Raw genomic sequence first — 17,046 nt, 5'->3', positions numbered from 1 at the left:
CTTTGTATTGTGTGACCGTCTGGTCTGACTGAGACTAGTTTTCAAGGATTCGTAACGTGATTAGCGATATCAGAAAAGATGCTGAAGTACGCATGGAAAAATGCGTTGAAGCGTTCAAAACCCAAATCAGCAAAGTGCGCACGGGTCGTGCTTCTCCCAGCCTGCTGGATGGTATTGTCGTAGAATACTATGGCACTCCGACCCCGCTGCGTCAGTTGGCAAGCGTAACGGTAGAAGACTCCCGTACCTTAAAAATTAACGTGTTTGACCGTTCTATGGGGCCAGCCGTTGAAAAAGCGATCATGGCGTCAGACCTCGGTTTGAATCCAAGCTCTGCGGGCACCGACATTCGCGTTCCGCTGCCGCCGCTGACCGAAGAACGTCGTAAAGATCTGACGAAAATTGTCCGTGGCGAAGCGGAGCAGGCGCGTGTCGCCGTACGTAACGTCCGCCGTGATGCGAACGATAAAGTAAAAGCTCTGCTGAAAGATAAAGCGATCAGTGAAGATGACGATCGTCGCTCTCAGGAAGAAGTACAGAAAATGACCGACGCGGCGATTAAGAAAGTTGATGCGGCGTTGGCAGATAAAGAAGCAGAACTGATGCAGTTCTGATTGATCTGTACGCAGATATAAACTCATTCCACCGCTAAACCTGGCGGATGAGTGGTGTACAAAGCGCCGCGCAGAAGACATTATCAGGTCTCCTGTGCGGCGTTTTGCTTTTTATTCCGTTTCAACACTTCTGGACGTTTCATGAAGCAATTAACCATTCTGGGCTCGACCGGCTCTATTGGTTGCAGCACACTGGACGTGGTGCGCCATAATCCTGATAGCTTCCGCGTTATCGCGCTGGTGGCGGGTAAAAATGTCGCCCGCATGGCGGAGCAGTGCCTGGAGTTCTCGCCGCGTTATGCCGTGATGGACGATACGTCGAGCGCAGAACAGCTCAAAATAATGCTTCAGCAGCATGGCAGCCGCACCGAGGTTCTGAGCGGTCAGCAGGCTGCCTGTGAGATGGCGGCGCTTGATGAGGTCGGGCATGTGATGGCGGCCATTGTGGGCGCGGCTGGTTTACTGCCGACCCTGGCAGCGATTCGCGCAGGGAAGACGATTCTGCTGGCGAATAAAGAATCGCTGGTGACCTGCGGGCGGCTGTTTATGGACGAAGTAAAACGCAGCAACGCCCGGCTTTTACCCGTCGATAGCGAACATAACGCGATTTTTCAGAGTTTGCCGCAATCTATTCAGCATAATCTGGGATACGCTGACCTTGAGCAAAATGGCGTAACGTCGATTTTGCTTACCGGGTCTGGTGGCCCGTTTCGTGAAACGCCAATGTGCGATCTGGCAGCGATGACGCCGGATCAGGCATGTCGTCATCCGAACTGGTCGATGGGGCGAAAAATCTCCGTCGACTCCGCCACCATGATGAATAAAGGTCTGGAATACATTGAAGCGCGTTGGTTATTTAATGCCAGCGCACGTCAGATGGAAGTGTTGATCCATCCGCAATCGGTCATTCATTCGATGGTGCGTTATCAGGACGGCAGCGTCCTGGCGCAGCTTGGAGAACCTGACATGCGTACGCCTATTGCGCATACGATGGCATGGCCGAATCGCGTCACGTCCGGCGCGCAGCCGCTCGATTTTTGCAAACTCAGCGCGCTGACGTTTAGCGCGCCAGATTATCAGCGTTATCCGTGCCTGAAGCTGGCTATGGAGGCGTTTGAGCAAGGTCAGGCGGCAACGACGGCGCTCAATGCGGCAAACGAAATCACCGTTGCCGCGTTTCTGGCGCAACAGATTCGTTTTACCGATATCGCCGGGCTCAATTTAGCGGTGCTGGAGAGGATGGATTTACAGGAACCGGCAAGCGTTAAGGACGTATTGCAGGTTGACGCCATCGCGCGTGAAGTAGCCAGAAAACAAGTGATACGGCTCTCACGCTGACGATTATCCCGCGACAGAAGATCGTGCTATTTGTTAGCGTTGGGCTTCGGTGATATAGTCTGCGCCACCTGATCGCAGGTTTTTGGCTTTTTTCGGTCAGGTTAGCCGTGGTTTTACACGGCTTTTTTGTGGATACACAAAATCATTCAGGACGCATCGGGACGGCAGGCGAGTACGTTCCCGGCGTGCGCAGACAGCGCATGACAGGGGCGATGACGCGCAGCCATCCGTGAAGCGAACCGAAGAGAATGTGTATAAAGGCTTCAGTATTCCTGAGTACCGCTAAATCCTTTCAGGGACAAAAAACGCGTTATGTTGTCTGCAACTCAACCAGTAAGCGAAAATTTGCCAGCGCATGGCTGCCGTCATGTTGCAATAATTATGGATGGCAATGGTCGCTGGGCGAAAAAGCAAGGGAAGATCCGGGCCTTTGGGCATAAAGCCGGGGCGAAGTCCGTCCGGCGAGCGGTCTCTTTTGCTGCCAATAACGGTATTGATGCGTTAACGCTGTATGCCTTTAGTAGTGAAAACTGGAACCGACCGGCGCAGGAAGTGAGCGCGTTAATGGAGCTGTTTGTGTGGGCGCTGGATAGCGAAGTCAAAAGCCTGCACCGCCATAACGTTCGCCTGCGTATTATCGGCGATATCAGCCGATTCAACTCACGTTTACAAGAACGTATTCGCAAATCAGAAGCGCTTACCGCCCATAATACGGGTCTAACGCTGAATATCGCTGCGAATTACGGCGGACGTTGGGATATTGTCCAGGGAGTCCGACAACTGGCGGAACAGGTGCAGGCTGGAGTGCTGCGCCCCGATCAGATTGATGAAGAGAGACTAGGCCAGCAAATCTGTATGCATGAGCTGGCGCCTGTGGATTTAGTAATTAGGACTGGGGGAGAGCATCGCATTAGTAACTTTTTGCTTTGGCAAATTGCCTATGCCGAACTTTACTTTACGGATGTTCTTTGGCCCGATTTCGATGAACAAGACTTTGAAGGTGCGCTGCATGCCTTTGCTAATCGAGAGCGTCGTTTCGGCGGTACCGAGCCTGGTGATGACAAAGCCTGATGGGGGTTGCTTTTGCTGAAGTATCGCCTGATTTCTGCTTTTGTGTTAATACCCGCGGTCATCGCTGCGCTTTTTTTATTGCCGCCGGTGGGGTTCGCCATTATTACGCTGGTTGTCTGTATGCTGGCCGCGTGGGAATGGGGACAGTTAAGCGGTTTCGCCGCGCGTTCACAGCGGGTTTGGCTGGCGGTGCTGTGTGGTCTGTTATTGGCGCTGATGCTATTTTTGTTGCCTGAGTATCATCACAACATTCGTCAACCACTGGTTGAGATGTCGCTTTGGGCATCGTTAGGATGGTGGGTTGTCGCGCTACTGCTGGTGCTATTTTATCCCGGTTCGGCGGCAATCTGGCGCAACTCAAAAACATTGCGTCTCATTTTCGGTTTGTTGACTATTGTGCCATTTTTCTGGGGCATGCTGGCGCTGCGTGCCTGGCACTATGACGAGAATCATTACAGTGGCGCAATATGGCTACTCTATGTCATGATCCTGGTCTGGGGAGCGGACTCTGGCGCGTACATGTTTGGTAAATTATTTGGCAAACATAAGCTGGCGCCGAAGGTTTCCCCGGGTAAAACCTGGCAAGGGTTTATCGGCGGGCTTGCTACGGCTGCCGTGATCTCATGGGGTTACGGTATGTGGGCGAATCTGAATGTTGCGCCTGTTATCTTGCTGATTTGCTCTGTGGTGGCGGCTCTGGCTTCTGTACTGGGCGACCTCACCGAGAGTATGTTTAAGCGCGAAGCAGGAATTAAGGATAGCGGCCACTTGATTCCAGGCCATGGCGGCATTCTGGACCGAATTGACAGCCTGACGGCTGCCGTACCGGTCTTTGCTTGCCTGTTGTTACTGGTGTTCAGGACGCTCTAACGGAAGGTTTTATGCTGAGTATTCTCTGGAATCTGGCTGCATTCATCATCGCACTGGGCGTGCTGATCACTGTGCATGAATTTGGTCATTTCTGGGTTGCCCGGCGCTGCGGTGTGCGAGTTGAGCGCTTTTCCATCGGCTTTGGCAAAGCGCTCTGGCGTCGTACCGATCGGTACGGCACCGAGTATGTCATCGCCCTGATCCCGCTGGGCGGCTACGTCAAAATGCTGGATGAACGCGCCGAACCGGTAGCGCCGGAATTGCGTCGTCACGCCTTCAATAACAAAACGGTGGGCCAGCGCGCCGCAATTATTGCCGCAGGTCCGGTTGCGAACTTCATTTTTGCTATCTTTGCTTACTGGCTGGTCTTTATCATCGGCGTCCCTGGCGTTCGTCCGGTCATTGGCGAAATAACGCCCAACTCGATTGCTGCGCAGGCGCAAATTGCGCCTGGTACGGAACTTAAAGCTGTTGATGGTATCGAAACCCCTGATTGGGATGCCGTGCGTTTACAACTGGTGTCCAAAATTGGCGATCAGCAGACGACGGTGAGCGTCGCGCCGTTTGGCAGCGACCAGCGGCAGGACAAAACGCTTGATTTACGTCACTGGGCATTTGAGCCTGATAAGCAAGATCCTGTATCTTCTTTAGGGATTCGGCCCCGCGGGCCACAGATTGAACCGGTACTGTCAGAAGTGCAGGCGAATTCCGCAGCCAGTAAAGCGGGTTTGCAAGCGGGCGACAGGATCGTTAAAGTCGATGGTCAGCCGTTAACGCAGTGGATGAAATTCGTGACGTTTGTACGCGATAATCCCGGTAAGCCGTTAGCGTTAGAGATTGAAAGGCAGGGGAGCGCCTTGTCGTTGACGTTAACGCCGGATACGAAATCGGTTAACGGAAAGGCGGAAGGGTTTGCAGGCGTGGTGCCTAAAATTATTCCTCTGCCGGAAGAGTACAAGACTATACGCCAGTATGGGCCTTTTAGCGCCATCCTCGAAGCCACGGATAAGACGTGGCAGTTGATGAAGCTGACGGTCAGTATGCTGGGTAAATTGATAACCGGTGATGTGAAACTGAACAACCTCAGTGGGCCGATTTCTATCGCTCAGGGGGCTGGGATGTCAGCGGAGTTCGGGGTGATTTATTACCTGATGTTCCTTGCGCTAATCAGCGTGAACTTAGGGATAATCAACCTGTTTCCGCTGCCCGTTCTTGACGGGGGTCATCTGCTGTTCCTGGCGATTGAAAAGCTTAAGGGCGGGCCGGTATCCGAGCGGGTTCAAGACTTTAGTTATCGCATTGGCTCGATTTTGCTGGTGTTGTTAATGGGGCTTGCACTTTTCAATGATTTCTCTCGGTTGTAAGAGAGTTAGTTAGGAAGAACGCATAATAACGATGGCGATGAAAAAGTTGCTCATAGCGTCGCTGCTGTTCAGCAGCGCCACCGTATACGGTGCTGAAGGGTTCGTAGTGAAGGACATTCATTTCGAAGGCCTGCAGCGAGTCGCCGTTGGTGCGGCTCTCCTCAGTATGCCGGTGCGCACAGGCGACACGGTTAATGATGAAGATATCAGTAACACCATTCGCGCTCTGTTCGCCACCGGCAACTTTGAGGACGTCCGCGTCCTGCGCGATGGTAATACCCTTCTGGTTCAGGTAAAAGAACGTCCGACCATTGCCAGCATCACTTTCTCCGGGAACAAGTCGGTGAAAGATGACATGCTCAAGCAAAACCTCGAAGCGTCTGGCGTACGTGTTGGCGAGTCTCTGGATCGCACCACGCTGTCTGATATCGAAAAAGGTCTGGAAGACTTTTACTATAGCGTAGGTAAATACAGCGCCAGCGTTAAGGCGGTCGTCACGCCGCTGCCGCGCAACCGTGTTGATCTTAAACTGGTGTTCCAGGAGGGCGTATCGGCGAAGATCCAACAGATCAACATCGTCGGTAACCATGCCTTTAGCACCGAAGAACTCATTTCTCATTTCCAGTTGCGTGACGAAGTGCCGTGGTGGAACGTCGTCGGCGATCGTAAATACCAGAAACAGAAGCTGGCGGGCGACCTTGAAACCTTGCGCAGCTACTATCTGGATCGCGGCTACGCGCGTTTCAATATTGACTCCACGCAAGTGAGTCTGACGCCGGATAAGAAAGGGATCTACATCACCGTCAATATCACCGAAGGCGATCAGTACAAGCTTTCCGGGGTTCAGGTAAGCGGTAACCTGGCCGGACATTCCGCTGAAATTGAGAACCTGACGAAAATTGAACCGGGCGAGCTCTATAACGGCACCAAAGTGACCAAAATGGAAGATGACATCAAAAAGCTTCTGGGTCGCTATGGTTACGCCTATCCGCGCGTGCAGTCACAGCCTGAAATTAACGATGCTGACAAAACCGTAAAACTGCGCGTGAACGTCGATGCGGGCAACCGTTTCTACGTGCGTAAGATCCGCTTTGAAGGCAACGATACCTCAAAAGATTCCGTTCTGCGCCGTGAAATGCGCCAGATGGAAGGGGCGTGGCTGGGCAGCGACCTGGTTGACCAGGGTAAAGAGCGTCTGAACCGTCTCGGCTTCTTTGAAACCGTCGACACCGACACGCAGCGCGTTCCGGGTAGCCCGGATCAGGTTGATGTGGTGTACAAGGTGAAAGAGCGTAATACCGGTAGCTTCAACTTCGGTATCGGTTACGGTACAGAAAGCGGCGTGAGCTTCCAGGCCGGCGTTCAGCAGGACAACTGGTTAGGTACCGGTTATTCCGTGGGGATTAACGGCACCAAAAACGACTACCAGACCTACAGCGAACTGTCCGTTACTAACCCATACTTTACCGTTGACGGCGTGAGCCTCGGTGGTCGTATCTTCTATAACGACTTCCAGGCGGACGATGCGGATCTATCCGACTATACCAACAAGAGTTACGGTACGGATGTGACGCTTGGCTTCCCCATCAACGAGTACAACACGTTGCGTGCTGGTTTAGGGTATGTGCATAACTCCCTGTCCAATATGGAACCGCAGGTTGCAATGTGGCGTTATCTGGCATCAATGGGTCAGTATCCGAGTACTAATGATCAGGATAATAGTTTTAGCACTGATGACTTCACCTTTAACTACGGCTGGACCTACAACAAACTAGACCGTGGTTACTTCCCGACGGAAGGTACGCGTATCAACCTGACGGGTAAGGTGACGATTCCGGGATCGGATAACGAATACTATAAAGCGACGTTGGATACCGCGACCTATGTACCGATCGATAACGATCATAAGTGGGTCATTCTGGGCCGTACCCGCTTTGGTTATGGCGATGGTTTAGGCGGTAAAGAAATGCCGTTCTATGAGAACTTCTATGCCGGTGGTTCCAGTACCGTTCGTGGCTTCCAGTCCAATACCATTGGTCCTAAGGCGGTCTATTATCCCTATAACCCTAAAAATTACGATGCTGATGAAGACTACGATTGCGCGACGCAGGACGGCGCAAAAGATATGTGTAAGTCGGATGATGCGGTAGGGGGGAACGCGATGGCGGTCGCCAGCCTGGAATTTATCACGCCGACGCCGTTTATCAGCGAGAAATATGCTAATTCGGTCCGTACTTCTTTCTTCTGGGATATGGGGACCGTCTGGGATACTAACTGGGATTCCAGCCAGTATTCTGGTTATCCGGACTACAGCGATCCGAGCAACATCCGTATGTCCGCGGGTATCGCATTACAATGGATGTCCCCATTGGGGCCGTTGGTCTTCTCCTACGCCCAGCCGTTTAAAAAGTACGATGGAGACAAAGCCGAGCAGTTCCAGTTTAACATTGGTAAAACCTGGTAATTGTTCACTGCAAAGGAATGCATTGGTAGTGTAGCGATGACTTTTGGCGATGCCCCCAGGGATCGCCAGGCCACGCAAAGAGCTGTACCTTCGGGTGCAAATGGGATGGTAAGGAGTTTATTGTGAAAAAGTGGTTATTAGCTGCAGGTCTTGGTTTGGCGATGGTAACGTCCGCACAGGCTGCTGACAAAATTGCAATCGTCAACATGGGTAATCTGTTCCAACAGGTTGCGCAGAAGACGGGTGTATCCAATACACTGGAAAACGAATTTAAAGGCCGTGCGGCTGAACTGCAAAAAATGGAAACTGATCTGCAATCTAAAATGCAGCGTCTGCAATCCATGAAAGCAGGTAGCGATCGTACTAAGCTGGAAAAAGACGTGATGTCTCAGCGCCAGACTTTCGCGCAAAAAGCGCAGGCTTTTGAGAAAGATCGCGCTCGTCGTTCCAACGAAGAACGCAACAAACTGGTGACTCGTATCCAGACTGCAGTGAAAAAAGTGGCTAACGACCAGAGTATAGATCTGGTGGTAGACGCAAACACCGTTGCTTACAACAGCAGCGATGTGAAAGACATCACCGCTGACGTACTGAAACAGGTTAAATAAGTAATGCCTTCAATTCGACTGGCTGACTTAGCAGAACAGTTGGATGCAGAATTACACGGTGATGGCGATATCGTCATCACCGGCGTTGCGTCCATGCAATCTGCAACAACAGGCCACATTACGTTTATGGTAAATCCTAAGTACCGTGAACACTTAGGTTTATGCCAGGCTTCTGCGGTTGTCATGACGCAGGACGATCTTCCTTTTGCTAAGAGCGCGGCGCTGGTAGTTAAAAATCCCTACCTGACCTACGCGCGCATGGCGCAAATTTTAGATACTACGCCGCAGCCCGCGCAGAATATCGCGCCAAGCGCCGTGATTGATGCGACGGCAACGCTGGGTAGCAATGTTTCAGTCGGCGCGAATGCGGTGATTGAATCTGGCGTACAACTGGGCGATAACGTGGTTATCGGCGCAGGCTGTTTCGTCGGAAAAAATAGCAAAATCGGGGCGGGTTCACGCTTGTGGGCGAACGTAACGATTTACCACGACATTCAGATCGGTGAGAATTGCCTGATCCAGTCCAGTACGGTGATCGGCGCGGACGGTTTTGGCTACGCTAACGATCGTGGCAACTGGGTGAAGATCCCACAACTGGGCCGGGTCATTATTGGCGATCGTGTCGAGATCGGCGCTTGTACCACCATTGACCGTGGCGCGTTGGATGATACTGTTATTGGCAATGGCGTGATTATTGATAATCAGTGCCAGATTGCACATAACGTCGTGATTGGCGACAATACGGCAGTTGCCGGTGGCGTCATTATGGCGGGTAGCCTGAAGATTGGCCGTTACTGCATGATTGGCGGCGCCAGCGTGATCAATGGGCATATGGAAATATGCGACAAAGTCACGGTAACTGGCATGGGTATGGTGATGCGTCCCATCACGGAGCCGGGCGTCTACTCCTCAGGCATTCCGCTGCAACCTAACAAAGTATGGCGTAAAACTGCTGCACTGGTGATGAACATTGATGATATGAGCAAGCGTCTCAAAGCGATTGAGCGCAAGGTTAATCAACAAGACTAACGTTCCGCCTTGTAGTTGCCATTCTTTTCCGGCCTGTCACATTCATACGATTGCGGCAGGCCGTGTTATTATTGCCTTTTTGTATATTTGGACAGGAAGAGTATTTTGACTACTAACACTCATACTCTGCAGATTGAAGAGATTTTAGAGCTTCTGCCGCACCGTTTTCCGTTTTTACTGGTCGATCGCGTGCTGGACTTTGAAGAAGGTCGTTTTCTGCGTGCGGTGAAAAATGTCTCCGTCAACGAGCCGTTTTTCCAGGGACACTTCCCGGGCAAACCGATTTTGCCAGGCGTGCTGATTCTGGAAGCGATGGCGCAGGCAACCGGTATTCTGGCGTTTAAAAGCGTTGGTAAACTGGAACCTGGCGAACTGTATTATTTCGCGGGTATTGATGAAGCGCGCTTTAAGCGTCCGGTGGTGCCAGGCGATCAGATGATCATGGAAGTCACTTTCGAGAAAACGCGCCGTGGCCTGACCCGCTTTAAAGGGGTTGCGCTGGTCGACGGTAAAGTTGTGTGCGAAGCAACCATGATGTGTGCTCGTAGCCGGGAGGCCTGATTCGTGATTGATAAATCCGCCTTTATTCATCCTACCGCCATTGTGGAAGACGGCGCTGTAATTGGCGCTAATGCCCACATTGGTCCCTTTTGTATTGTTGGGCCGCAGGTCGAAATTGGTGAGGGAACCGTACTGAAGTCTCATGTGGTCGTGAATGGTCAAACCAAAATCGGCCGCGACAACGAGATTTATCAGTTTGCCTCTATCGGTGAAGTGAACCAGGATCTGAAATATGCGGGTGAGCCGACCCGTGTGGAAATTGGCGATCGTAACCGCATCCGCGAAAGCGTCACCATTCATCGTGGAACAGTGCAGGGCGGTGGGTTGACGAAGGTGGGTAGCGATAACCTGCTGATGATCAATGCGCATGTCGCACATGATTGTACGGTAGGTAATCGCTGTATCCTCGCCAACAACGCCACGCTGGCGGGGCACGTATCAGTCGATGATTTTGCGATCATCGGCGGTATGACGGCAGTTCATCAATTCTGCATTATCGGTGCGCATGTGATGGTCGGCGGCTGCTCCGGCGTGGCTCAGGATGTCCCTCCGTATGTGATTGCGCAGGGTAACCATGCGACGCCGTTCGGGGTAAATATCGAAGGGCTGAAGCGTCGCGGCTTTAGCCGTGAAGGGCTGGTGGCGATTCGTAATGCCTACAAACTGTTGTACCGCAGTGGTAAAACGCTCGACGAAGCGAAGCTGGAAATCGCTGAACTTGCTGAAAAGCATCCGGAAGTGAAGGCGTTTACCGAGTTCTTTGAGCGTTCAACGCGCGGTCCGATTCGTTAATGGCGGCACAGCGTCCTTTAACGATTGCCCTGGTCGCCGGTGAAACGTCCGGCGATATTCTTGGCGCAGGCTTAATTCGTGCGCTGAAAGCGCGCGTACCCAACGCCCGCTTTGTGGGCGTTGCGGGGCCGCGTATGCAGGCCGAAGGGTGTGAAGCCTGGTACGAAATGGAAGAGCTGGCGGTCATGGGCATTGTTGAAGTGCTCGGTCGTTTACGCCGTTTGTTGCATATCCGCGCCGATCTGACCCGCCGTTTTACCGAACTCAAGCCCGATGTCTTTGTCGGGATTGATGCCCCTGACTTCAACATTACCCTCGAAGGTAATCTGAAAAAGCAAGGGATTAAGACCATTCATTATGTCAGCCCGTCTGTTTGGGCCTGGCGACAGAAACGCGTTTTCAAAATAGGCAGATCCACCCATATGGTGTTGGCTTTTCTGCCTTTCGAAAAAGCGTTTTACGATAAATTTAACGTCCCGTGCCGCTTTATCGGTCACACCATGGCGGATGCAATGCCGCTGGACCCGGATAAAAATGCGGCGCGCGACGTGCTGGGTATCCCGCATGACGCCCATTGTCTGGCGCTACTGCCAGGCAGCCGTGGCGCGGAAGTGGAAATGCTCAGCGCCGACTTCCTGAAAACCGCACAATTGCTGCGACAGCGCTATCCCGATCTGGAAGTGGTCGTGCCGCTGGTGAACGCGAAACGCCGCGAGCAGTTTGAAAAAATTAAAGCGGAGGTTGCGCCGGATCTCGCCGTTCATTTGCTGGACGGCATGGCGCGCGAGGCGATGATCGCCAGCGACGCGGCTCTGCTGGCCTCGGGTACGGCGGCACTGGAGTGTATGCTGGCAAAATGCCCGATGGTAGTGGGGTATCGTATGAAGCCCTTCACTTTCTGGCTGGCGAAACGTCTGGTAAAAACGGAGTATGTGTCTTTGCCTAACCTGCTGGCGGGAAGAGAATTAGTCAAAGAGCTGTTGCAGGAAGAGTGCGAACCGCAAAAACTCGCCGAAGCGCTGTTGCCGCTACTGGCGAACGGTAAAACCAGCCATGCGATGCACGACACCTTCCGTGAATTGCATCAGCAGATCCGCTGTAATGCCGATGAGCAGGCGGCAGATGCCGTCCTGGAGTTAGCACAATGATCGAATTTGTTTATCCACACACCCATTTAGTGGCGGGTGTGGATGAAGTGGGCCGTGGCCCGCTGGTGGGCGCCGTAGTGACCGCCGCCGTGATCCTCGATCCGGCTCGTCCGATCGTCGGTCTGAATGATTCCAAAAAATTGTCTGAAAAGCGTCGTCTGTCATTGTATGACGAGATTAAAGAAAAGGCGTTAAGCTGGAGTCTGGGACGCGCGGAAGCGCATGAAATTGATGAGCTGAATATTTTGCATGCCACCATGCTCGCCATGCAGCGCGCTGTCGCTGGTCTGCATATTGCGCCAGAATATGTGCTGATCGACGGCAATCGCTGTCCGGCGCTGCCTGTGCCGTCAATGGCCGTGGTGAAAGGCGACAGCCGCGTGGCGGAGATTAGTGCGGCGTCTATTCTGGCGAAAGTCACCCGCGACGCAGAAATGGCGGCGCTGGATATCGTTTTTCCTCAGTATGGCTTTGCGCAGCACAAAGGCTATCCAACCGCTTTTCATCTGGAAAAGTTGGCACAGTATGGCGCGACGGCGCACCACCGACGCAGTTTTGCGCCTGTTAAACGCGCTCTGGGACTTGTGTCCTGATTCTTGTATCGAGAAATCTGAAGATGTCTGAACCACGTTTCGTTCACCTGCGGGTGCACAGCGACTACTCTATGATCGATGGGCTGGCGAAGACCGGGCCGCTGGTGAAAAAGGCGGCCTCATTAGGTATGCCTGCGCTGGCGATCACCGATTTTACCAACCTCTGCGGTCTGGTGAAGTTCTACGGAGCGGGTCATGGCGCGGGCATTAAACCCATCGTCGGGGCGGACTTTAACGTTCACAACGAACTGCTGGGAGATGAGCTGACTCATCTGACGGTACTGGCGGCGAATAATACGGGATACCAGAACTTGACGTTGCTGATCTCGAAAGCGTATCAGCGCGGCTACGGCGCGGCAGGCCCGATTATTGAGCGCGACTGGCTGGTAGAGCTTAAAGAAGGTTTGATCCTGCTTTCCGGCGGGCGCATGGGCGACGTAGGCCGCTGTCTGCTACGCGGCAACCAGGCGCTGGTGGAGGAGTGCGTTGCTTTCTATGAAGCGCATTTTCCCGATCGCTACTTCCTGGAACTGATCCGTACCGGCAGACAGGATGAAGAGACCTATCTCCATGCTGCGGTTGAACTGGCTGAGGCACGTGGTTTGCCGGTTGTCGCGACAAACGATGTCCGTTTTCTTGAAAGCGATGATTTTGACGCCCATGAAATTCGTGTCGCGATCCACGACGGTTTCACGCTTGACGATCCTAAGCGTCCGCGCAATTACTCGCCGCAGCAATATATGCGCAGCATCGATGAGATGTGCGAACTGTTCGCCGATATTCCGGAGGCGCTGGAAAATACGGTGGAGATTGCCAAACGCTGCAACGTAACGGTGCGTCTGGGTGAATATTTCCTGCCGCAGTTCCCGACCGGCGATATGACCACCGAAGATTATCTGGTCAAAAAATCGAAAGAGGGGCTGGAAGAGCGTCTGGCTTTCCTGTTTCCGGACGAAGAAGAGCGCAAAAAGCGTCGCCCGGAATATGACGAGCGTCTGGATATTGAACTACAGGTTATCAACCAGATGGGGTTCCCTGGCTACTTCCTCATCGTGATGGAGTTTATCCAGTGGTCAAAAGATAACGGCGTGCCGGTAGGGCCGGGACGTGGCTCCGGGGCCGGTTCGCTGGTGGCCTACGCGCTGAAAATTACCGACCTTGATCCGCTGGAATTTGACCTGCTGTTCGAACGTTTCCTGAACCCGGAACGTGTCTCGATGCCTGACTTCGACGTTGACTTCTGTATGGAGAAACGCGACCAGGTGATTGAGCACGTCGCAGACATGTACGGGCGTGATGCGGTATCGCAAATTATCACCTTCGGTACGATGGCGGCGAAAGCCGTTATCCGCGATGTGGGACGCGTGCTGGGGCATCCGTACGGTTTTGTCGATCGTATCTCGAAGCTGGTGCCGCCCGATCCGGGCATGACGCTGGCAAAAGCCTTTGAAGCGGAACCGCAACTGCCGGAAATTTACGAGGCGGATGAAGAGGTCAGAGCGCTGATCGATATGGCGCGTAAGCTTGAAGGCGTCACGCGTAACGCCGGTAAACACGCTGGCGGCGTGGTCATCGCGCCGACCAAAATTACCGACTTTGCGCCGCTGTACTGCGATGAAGAGGGCAAGCATCCGGTTACCCAGTTTGATAAAAGCGACGTGGAATATGCCGGGCTGGTGAAGTTCGACTTCCTCGGTTTGCGTACGCTGACCATCATCAACTGGGCGCTGGAGATGATCAACAAGCGGCGCGAGAAAAACGGCGAGCCGCCGCTGGATATCGCCGCCATTCCGCTGGACGATAAAAAAAGCTTCGACATGCTGCAGCGCTCGGAAACCACGGCGGTCTTCCAGCTTGAATCGCGCGGCATGAAAGATCTGATCAAACGTCTGCAGCCGGACTGCTTTGAAGATATGATCGCGCTTGTGGCCCTGTTCCGTCCCGGCCCGTTGCAGTCAGGGATGGTAGATAACTTTATCGACCGTAAGCACGGTCGTGAAGAACTCTCTTACCCGGACGTTCAGTGGCAGCATGAAAGCCTGAAGCCGGTACTGGAGCCGACTTACGGCATCATTCTGTATCAGGAACAGGTGATGCAGATTGCCCAGGTACTTTCCGGGTATACTCTCGGCGGCGCGGATATGCTGCGTCGTGCGATGGGTAAGAAAAAGCCGGAAGAGATGGCCAAACAGCGTTCCGTTTTTGAAGAGGGCGCGAAAAAGAACGGTATCGACGGCGAACTGGCGATGAAAATCTTTGACCTGGTGGAGAAATTCGCCGGTTACGGGTTTAACAAATCGCACTCCGCCGCTTATGCGCTGGTTTCTTATCAGACGCTATGGCTAAAGGCGCACTATCCGGCTGAATTTATGGCGGCGGTGATGACTGCCGATATGGACAACACCGAGAAGGTCGTCGGCCTGGTGGACGAGTGCTGGCGGATGGGACTGAAAATTCTGCCGCCGGATATTAACTCCGGATTGTACCATTTCCACGTTAACGATGAGGGCGAGATCGTCTACGGCATCGGCGCGATCAAAGGCGTCGGCGAAGGGCCGATCGAAGCGATCATCGACGCGCGTAATCAGGGCGGCTATTTCCGCGAACTGTTTGATCTGTGCGCGCGGACCGACACGAAAAAGCTCAACCGCCGGGTGCTGGAAAAGCTGATCATGTCCGGGGCGTTCGACCGCCTGGGGCCGCACCGCGCCGCGCTGATGAACTCATTGGGCGATGCGCTGAAAGCCGCCGACCAGCACGCCAAAGCGGAAGCTATCGGTCAGGCGGATATGTTCGGCGTACTGGCGGAAGAGCCGGAGCAAATCGAGCAATCCTATGCCAGCTGCCAGCCGTGGCCGGAGCAGGTGGTGTTAGATGGGGAACGTGAAACGTTGGGGCTGTACCTGACGGGCCACCCCATCAATCAGTATTTAAAAGAAATTGAGCGCTATGTCGGCGGGGTAAGGCTCAAAGACATGCATCCGACAGAACGTGGTAAAGTCACCACGGCTGCGGGGCTCGTGATTGCCGCAAGGGTTATGGTCACCAAGCGCGGCAATCGTATCGGCATCTGTACGCTGGATGACCGTTCCGGGCGTCTGGAAGTGATGTTATTTACCGACGCGCTGGATAAATACCAGCAGTTGCTGGAAAAAGACCGCATACTTATCGTCAGCGGACAGGTCAGCTTTGATGACTTCAGCGGGGGGCTTAAAATGACCGCCCGCGAAGTGATGGATATTGACGAAGCTCGCGAAAAATACGCTCGCGGGCTTGCTATCTCGCTGACGGACAGGCAAATTGATGACCAGCTTTTAAACCGACTCCGTCAGTCTCTGGAACCCCACCGCTCGGGGACCATTCCAGTACATCTCTACTATCAGAGGGCGGATGCGCGTGCGCGGCTGCGTTTTGGCGCAACGTGGCGTGTCTCTCCGAGCGATCGTTTACTTAACGATCTGCGTGGCCTCATTGGTTCGGAGCAGGTGGAACTGGAGTTTGACTAATACAGGAATACTATGAGTCTGAATTTCCTTGATTTTGAACAGCCGATAGCAGAGCTGGAAGCGAAAATCGATTCTCTGACTGCGGTAAGCCGCCAGGATGAGAAACTGGATATTAATATCGATGAAGAAGTCCATCGCCTGCGCGAAAAAAGCGTAGAACTGACGCGCAAAATCTTCGCCGATCTCGGCGCATGGCAGGTAGCCCAACTGGCGCGCCATCCGCAGCGTCCGTACACCCTGGATTATGTCCGTCTGGCGTTTGATGAGTTTGATGAGCTGGCGGGCGATCGCGCCTATGCGGATGACAAAGCCATCGTCGGCGGTATCGCGCGTCTGGAAGGGCGACCGGTGATGATCATTGGTCATCAGAAGGGTCGTGAAACCAAAGAAAAAATTCGTCGTAACTTTGGCATGCCTGCGCCGGAAGGCTACCGCAAAGCGCTGCGCCTGATGGAAATGGCTGAACGCTTCAACATGCCGATTATCACCTTCATCGACACCCCGGGCGCTTACCCTGGCGTGGGCGCGGAAGAGCGTGGTCAGTCTGAAGCTATCGCCCGCAACCTGCGTGAGATGTCTCGTCTGAACGTACCGGTCATCTGCACCGTGATTGGCGAAGGCGGCTCCGGCGGCGCATTGGCGATTGGCGTGGGTGATAAAGTGAATATGCTGCAATACAGCACCTATTCCGTTATCTCCCCGGAAGGTTGCGCCTCTATTTTGTGGAAGAGCGCCGACAAAGCGCCATTGGCTGCTGAAGCGATGGGCATCATCGCGCCGCGTCTGAAAGAGCTGAAGCTAATCGATTCCATCATTCCGGAGCCGCTGGGCGGCGCGCACCGTAATCCGGAAGCGATGGCGGCGTCGCTAAAAGCGCAACTGCTGGAAGATTTAGCCGATCTCGATGTGTTAAGCACCGATGATTTAAAAAACCGTCGTTACCAGCGTTTGATGAGCTACGGTTACGCCTAATCATTTACCTCATTTTTCCCAGGAGGCCGGATAATCCGGCCTCTTTTTTTTGGACGAGGAAAAATGAGACGCCGATGAGTTGATGTGATTAAACGCAACGGCATGTTCTCCCTGAC

14 protein-coding genes are annotated in these 17,046 nt (G+C 53.4%); all 14 read left to right on the top strand.

Features of this window, described 5'->3' with window-relative positions:
• Positions 1-56: 56 nt before the first annotated feature.
• The 14 genes from frr (at position 57) to accA (ending at position 16,930) form a co-directional block, all read left to right on the top strand.
• On the top strand, positions 57-614 hold the full coding sequence (frr, locus tag J4614_RS06545; protein WP_000622423.1) for a ribosome recycling factor: 558 nt from the start codon (positions 57-59) through the stop codon (positions 612-614).
• A gap of 141 nt (positions 615-755) precedes the next feature.
• Positions 756-1,952 carry a 1-deoxy-D-xylulose-5-phosphate reductoisomerase gene (ispC, locus tag J4614_RS06540; protein ID WP_131046587.1) on the top strand — a complete coding sequence of 399 codons (1,197 nt, stop codon included), beginning with the start codon at positions 756-758 and terminating at the stop codon, positions 1,950-1,952.
• Between the two features lie 312 nt (positions 1,953-2,264).
• A complete protein-coding gene (ispU, locus tag J4614_RS06535) occupies positions 2,265-3,023 on the top strand; it encodes a (2E,6E)-farnesyl-diphosphate-specific ditrans,polycis-undecaprenyl-diphosphate synthase (RefSeq protein WP_000947413.1) in 759 nt (252 codons plus the stop codon).
• Positions 3,024-3,035: 12 nt separating this feature from the next.
• Positions 3,036-3,893 (top strand): phosphatidate cytidylyltransferase, encoded by an 858-nt coding sequence (gene cdsA, locus J4614_RS06530; RefSeq protein ID WP_000922422.1) that lies wholly within the window; start codon positions 3,036-3,038, stop codon positions 3,891-3,893.
• Between the two features lie 11 nt (positions 3,894-3,904).
• Entirely contained in the window at positions 3,905-5,257 is a 1,353-nt protein-coding gene (gene rseP, locus J4614_RS06525; RefSeq protein WP_000949017.1) for a sigma E protease regulator RseP, read from the top strand.
• 31 nt (positions 5,258-5,288) lie between these two features.
• The gene (gene bamA / locus J4614_RS06520) at positions 5,289-7,721 is read left to right on the top strand and encodes an outer membrane protein assembly factor BamA (RefSeq protein WP_001240936.1); all 2,433 of its coding nucleotides are present in this window, start codon (positions 5,289-5,291) and stop codon (positions 7,719-7,721) included.
• Positions 7,722-7,843: 122 nt separating this feature from the next.
• Positions 7,844-8,329 (top strand): molecular chaperone Skp, encoded by a 486-nt coding sequence (gene skp, locus J4614_RS06515; protein WP_000758966.1) that lies wholly within the window; start codon positions 7,844-7,846, stop codon positions 8,327-8,329.
• 3 nt (positions 8,330-8,332) lie between these two features.
• The gene (gene lpxD, locus J4614_RS06510) at positions 8,333-9,358 is read left to right on the top strand and encodes a UDP-3-O-(3-hydroxymyristoyl)glucosamine N-acyltransferase (RefSeq protein WP_001139265.1); all 1,026 of its coding nucleotides are present in this window, start codon (positions 8,333-8,335) and stop codon (positions 9,356-9,358) included.
• 105 nt (positions 9,359-9,463) lie between these two features.
• Positions 9,464-9,919: a 3-hydroxyacyl-ACP dehydratase FabZ gene (gene fabZ, locus J4614_RS06505; RefSeq protein WP_000210741.1), complete on the top strand. Its 456-nt coding sequence runs from the start codon at positions 9,464-9,466 to the stop codon at positions 9,917-9,919.
• Between the two features lie 3 nt (positions 9,920-9,922).
• Positions 9,923-10,711: an acyl-ACP--UDP-N-acetylglucosamine O-acyltransferase gene (gene lpxA, locus J4614_RS06500; RefSeq protein WP_000565950.1), complete on the top strand. Its 789-nt coding sequence runs from the start codon at positions 9,923-9,925 to the stop codon at positions 10,709-10,711.
• Positions 10,711-11,859 (top strand): lipid-A-disaccharide synthase, encoded by a 1,149-nt coding sequence (lpxB, locus tag J4614_RS06495; protein WP_000741216.1) that lies wholly within the window; start codon positions 10,711-10,713, stop codon positions 11,857-11,859. Before lpxA ends, lpxB begins: the two co-directional genes overlap by 1 nt.
• The gene (gene rnhB, locus J4614_RS06490; RefSeq protein WP_000569411.1) at positions 11,856-12,452 is read left to right on the top strand and encodes a ribonuclease HII; all 597 of its coding nucleotides are present in this window, start codon (positions 11,856-11,858) and stop codon (positions 12,450-12,452) included. Before lpxB ends, rnhB begins: the two co-directional genes overlap by 4 nt.
• 23 nt (positions 12,453-12,475) lie before the next feature.
• The gene (gene dnaE, locus J4614_RS06485; RefSeq protein WP_001294832.1) at positions 12,476-15,958 is read left to right on the top strand and encodes a DNA polymerase III subunit alpha; all 3,483 of its coding nucleotides are present in this window, start codon (positions 12,476-12,478) and stop codon (positions 15,956-15,958) included.
• A gap of 12 nt (positions 15,959-15,970) precedes the next feature.
• Positions 15,971-16,930 (top strand): acetyl-CoA carboxylase carboxyl transferase subunit alpha, encoded by a 960-nt coding sequence (gene accA / locus J4614_RS06480; protein WP_000055753.1) that lies wholly within the window; start codon positions 15,971-15,973, stop codon positions 16,928-16,930.
• The last annotated feature ends 116 nt before the right edge of the window (positions 16,931-17,046 follow it).

The sequence above is a fragment of the Salmonella sp. 32031103-2018-00083-FB-01-SM-01 genome, from assembly GCF_017571995.1.
Lineage (GTDB): Bacteria > Pseudomonadota > Gammaproteobacteria > Enterobacterales > Enterobacteriaceae > Salmonella > Salmonella enterica.
This window is presented reverse-complemented; position numbering and strand designations above follow the sequence as displayed.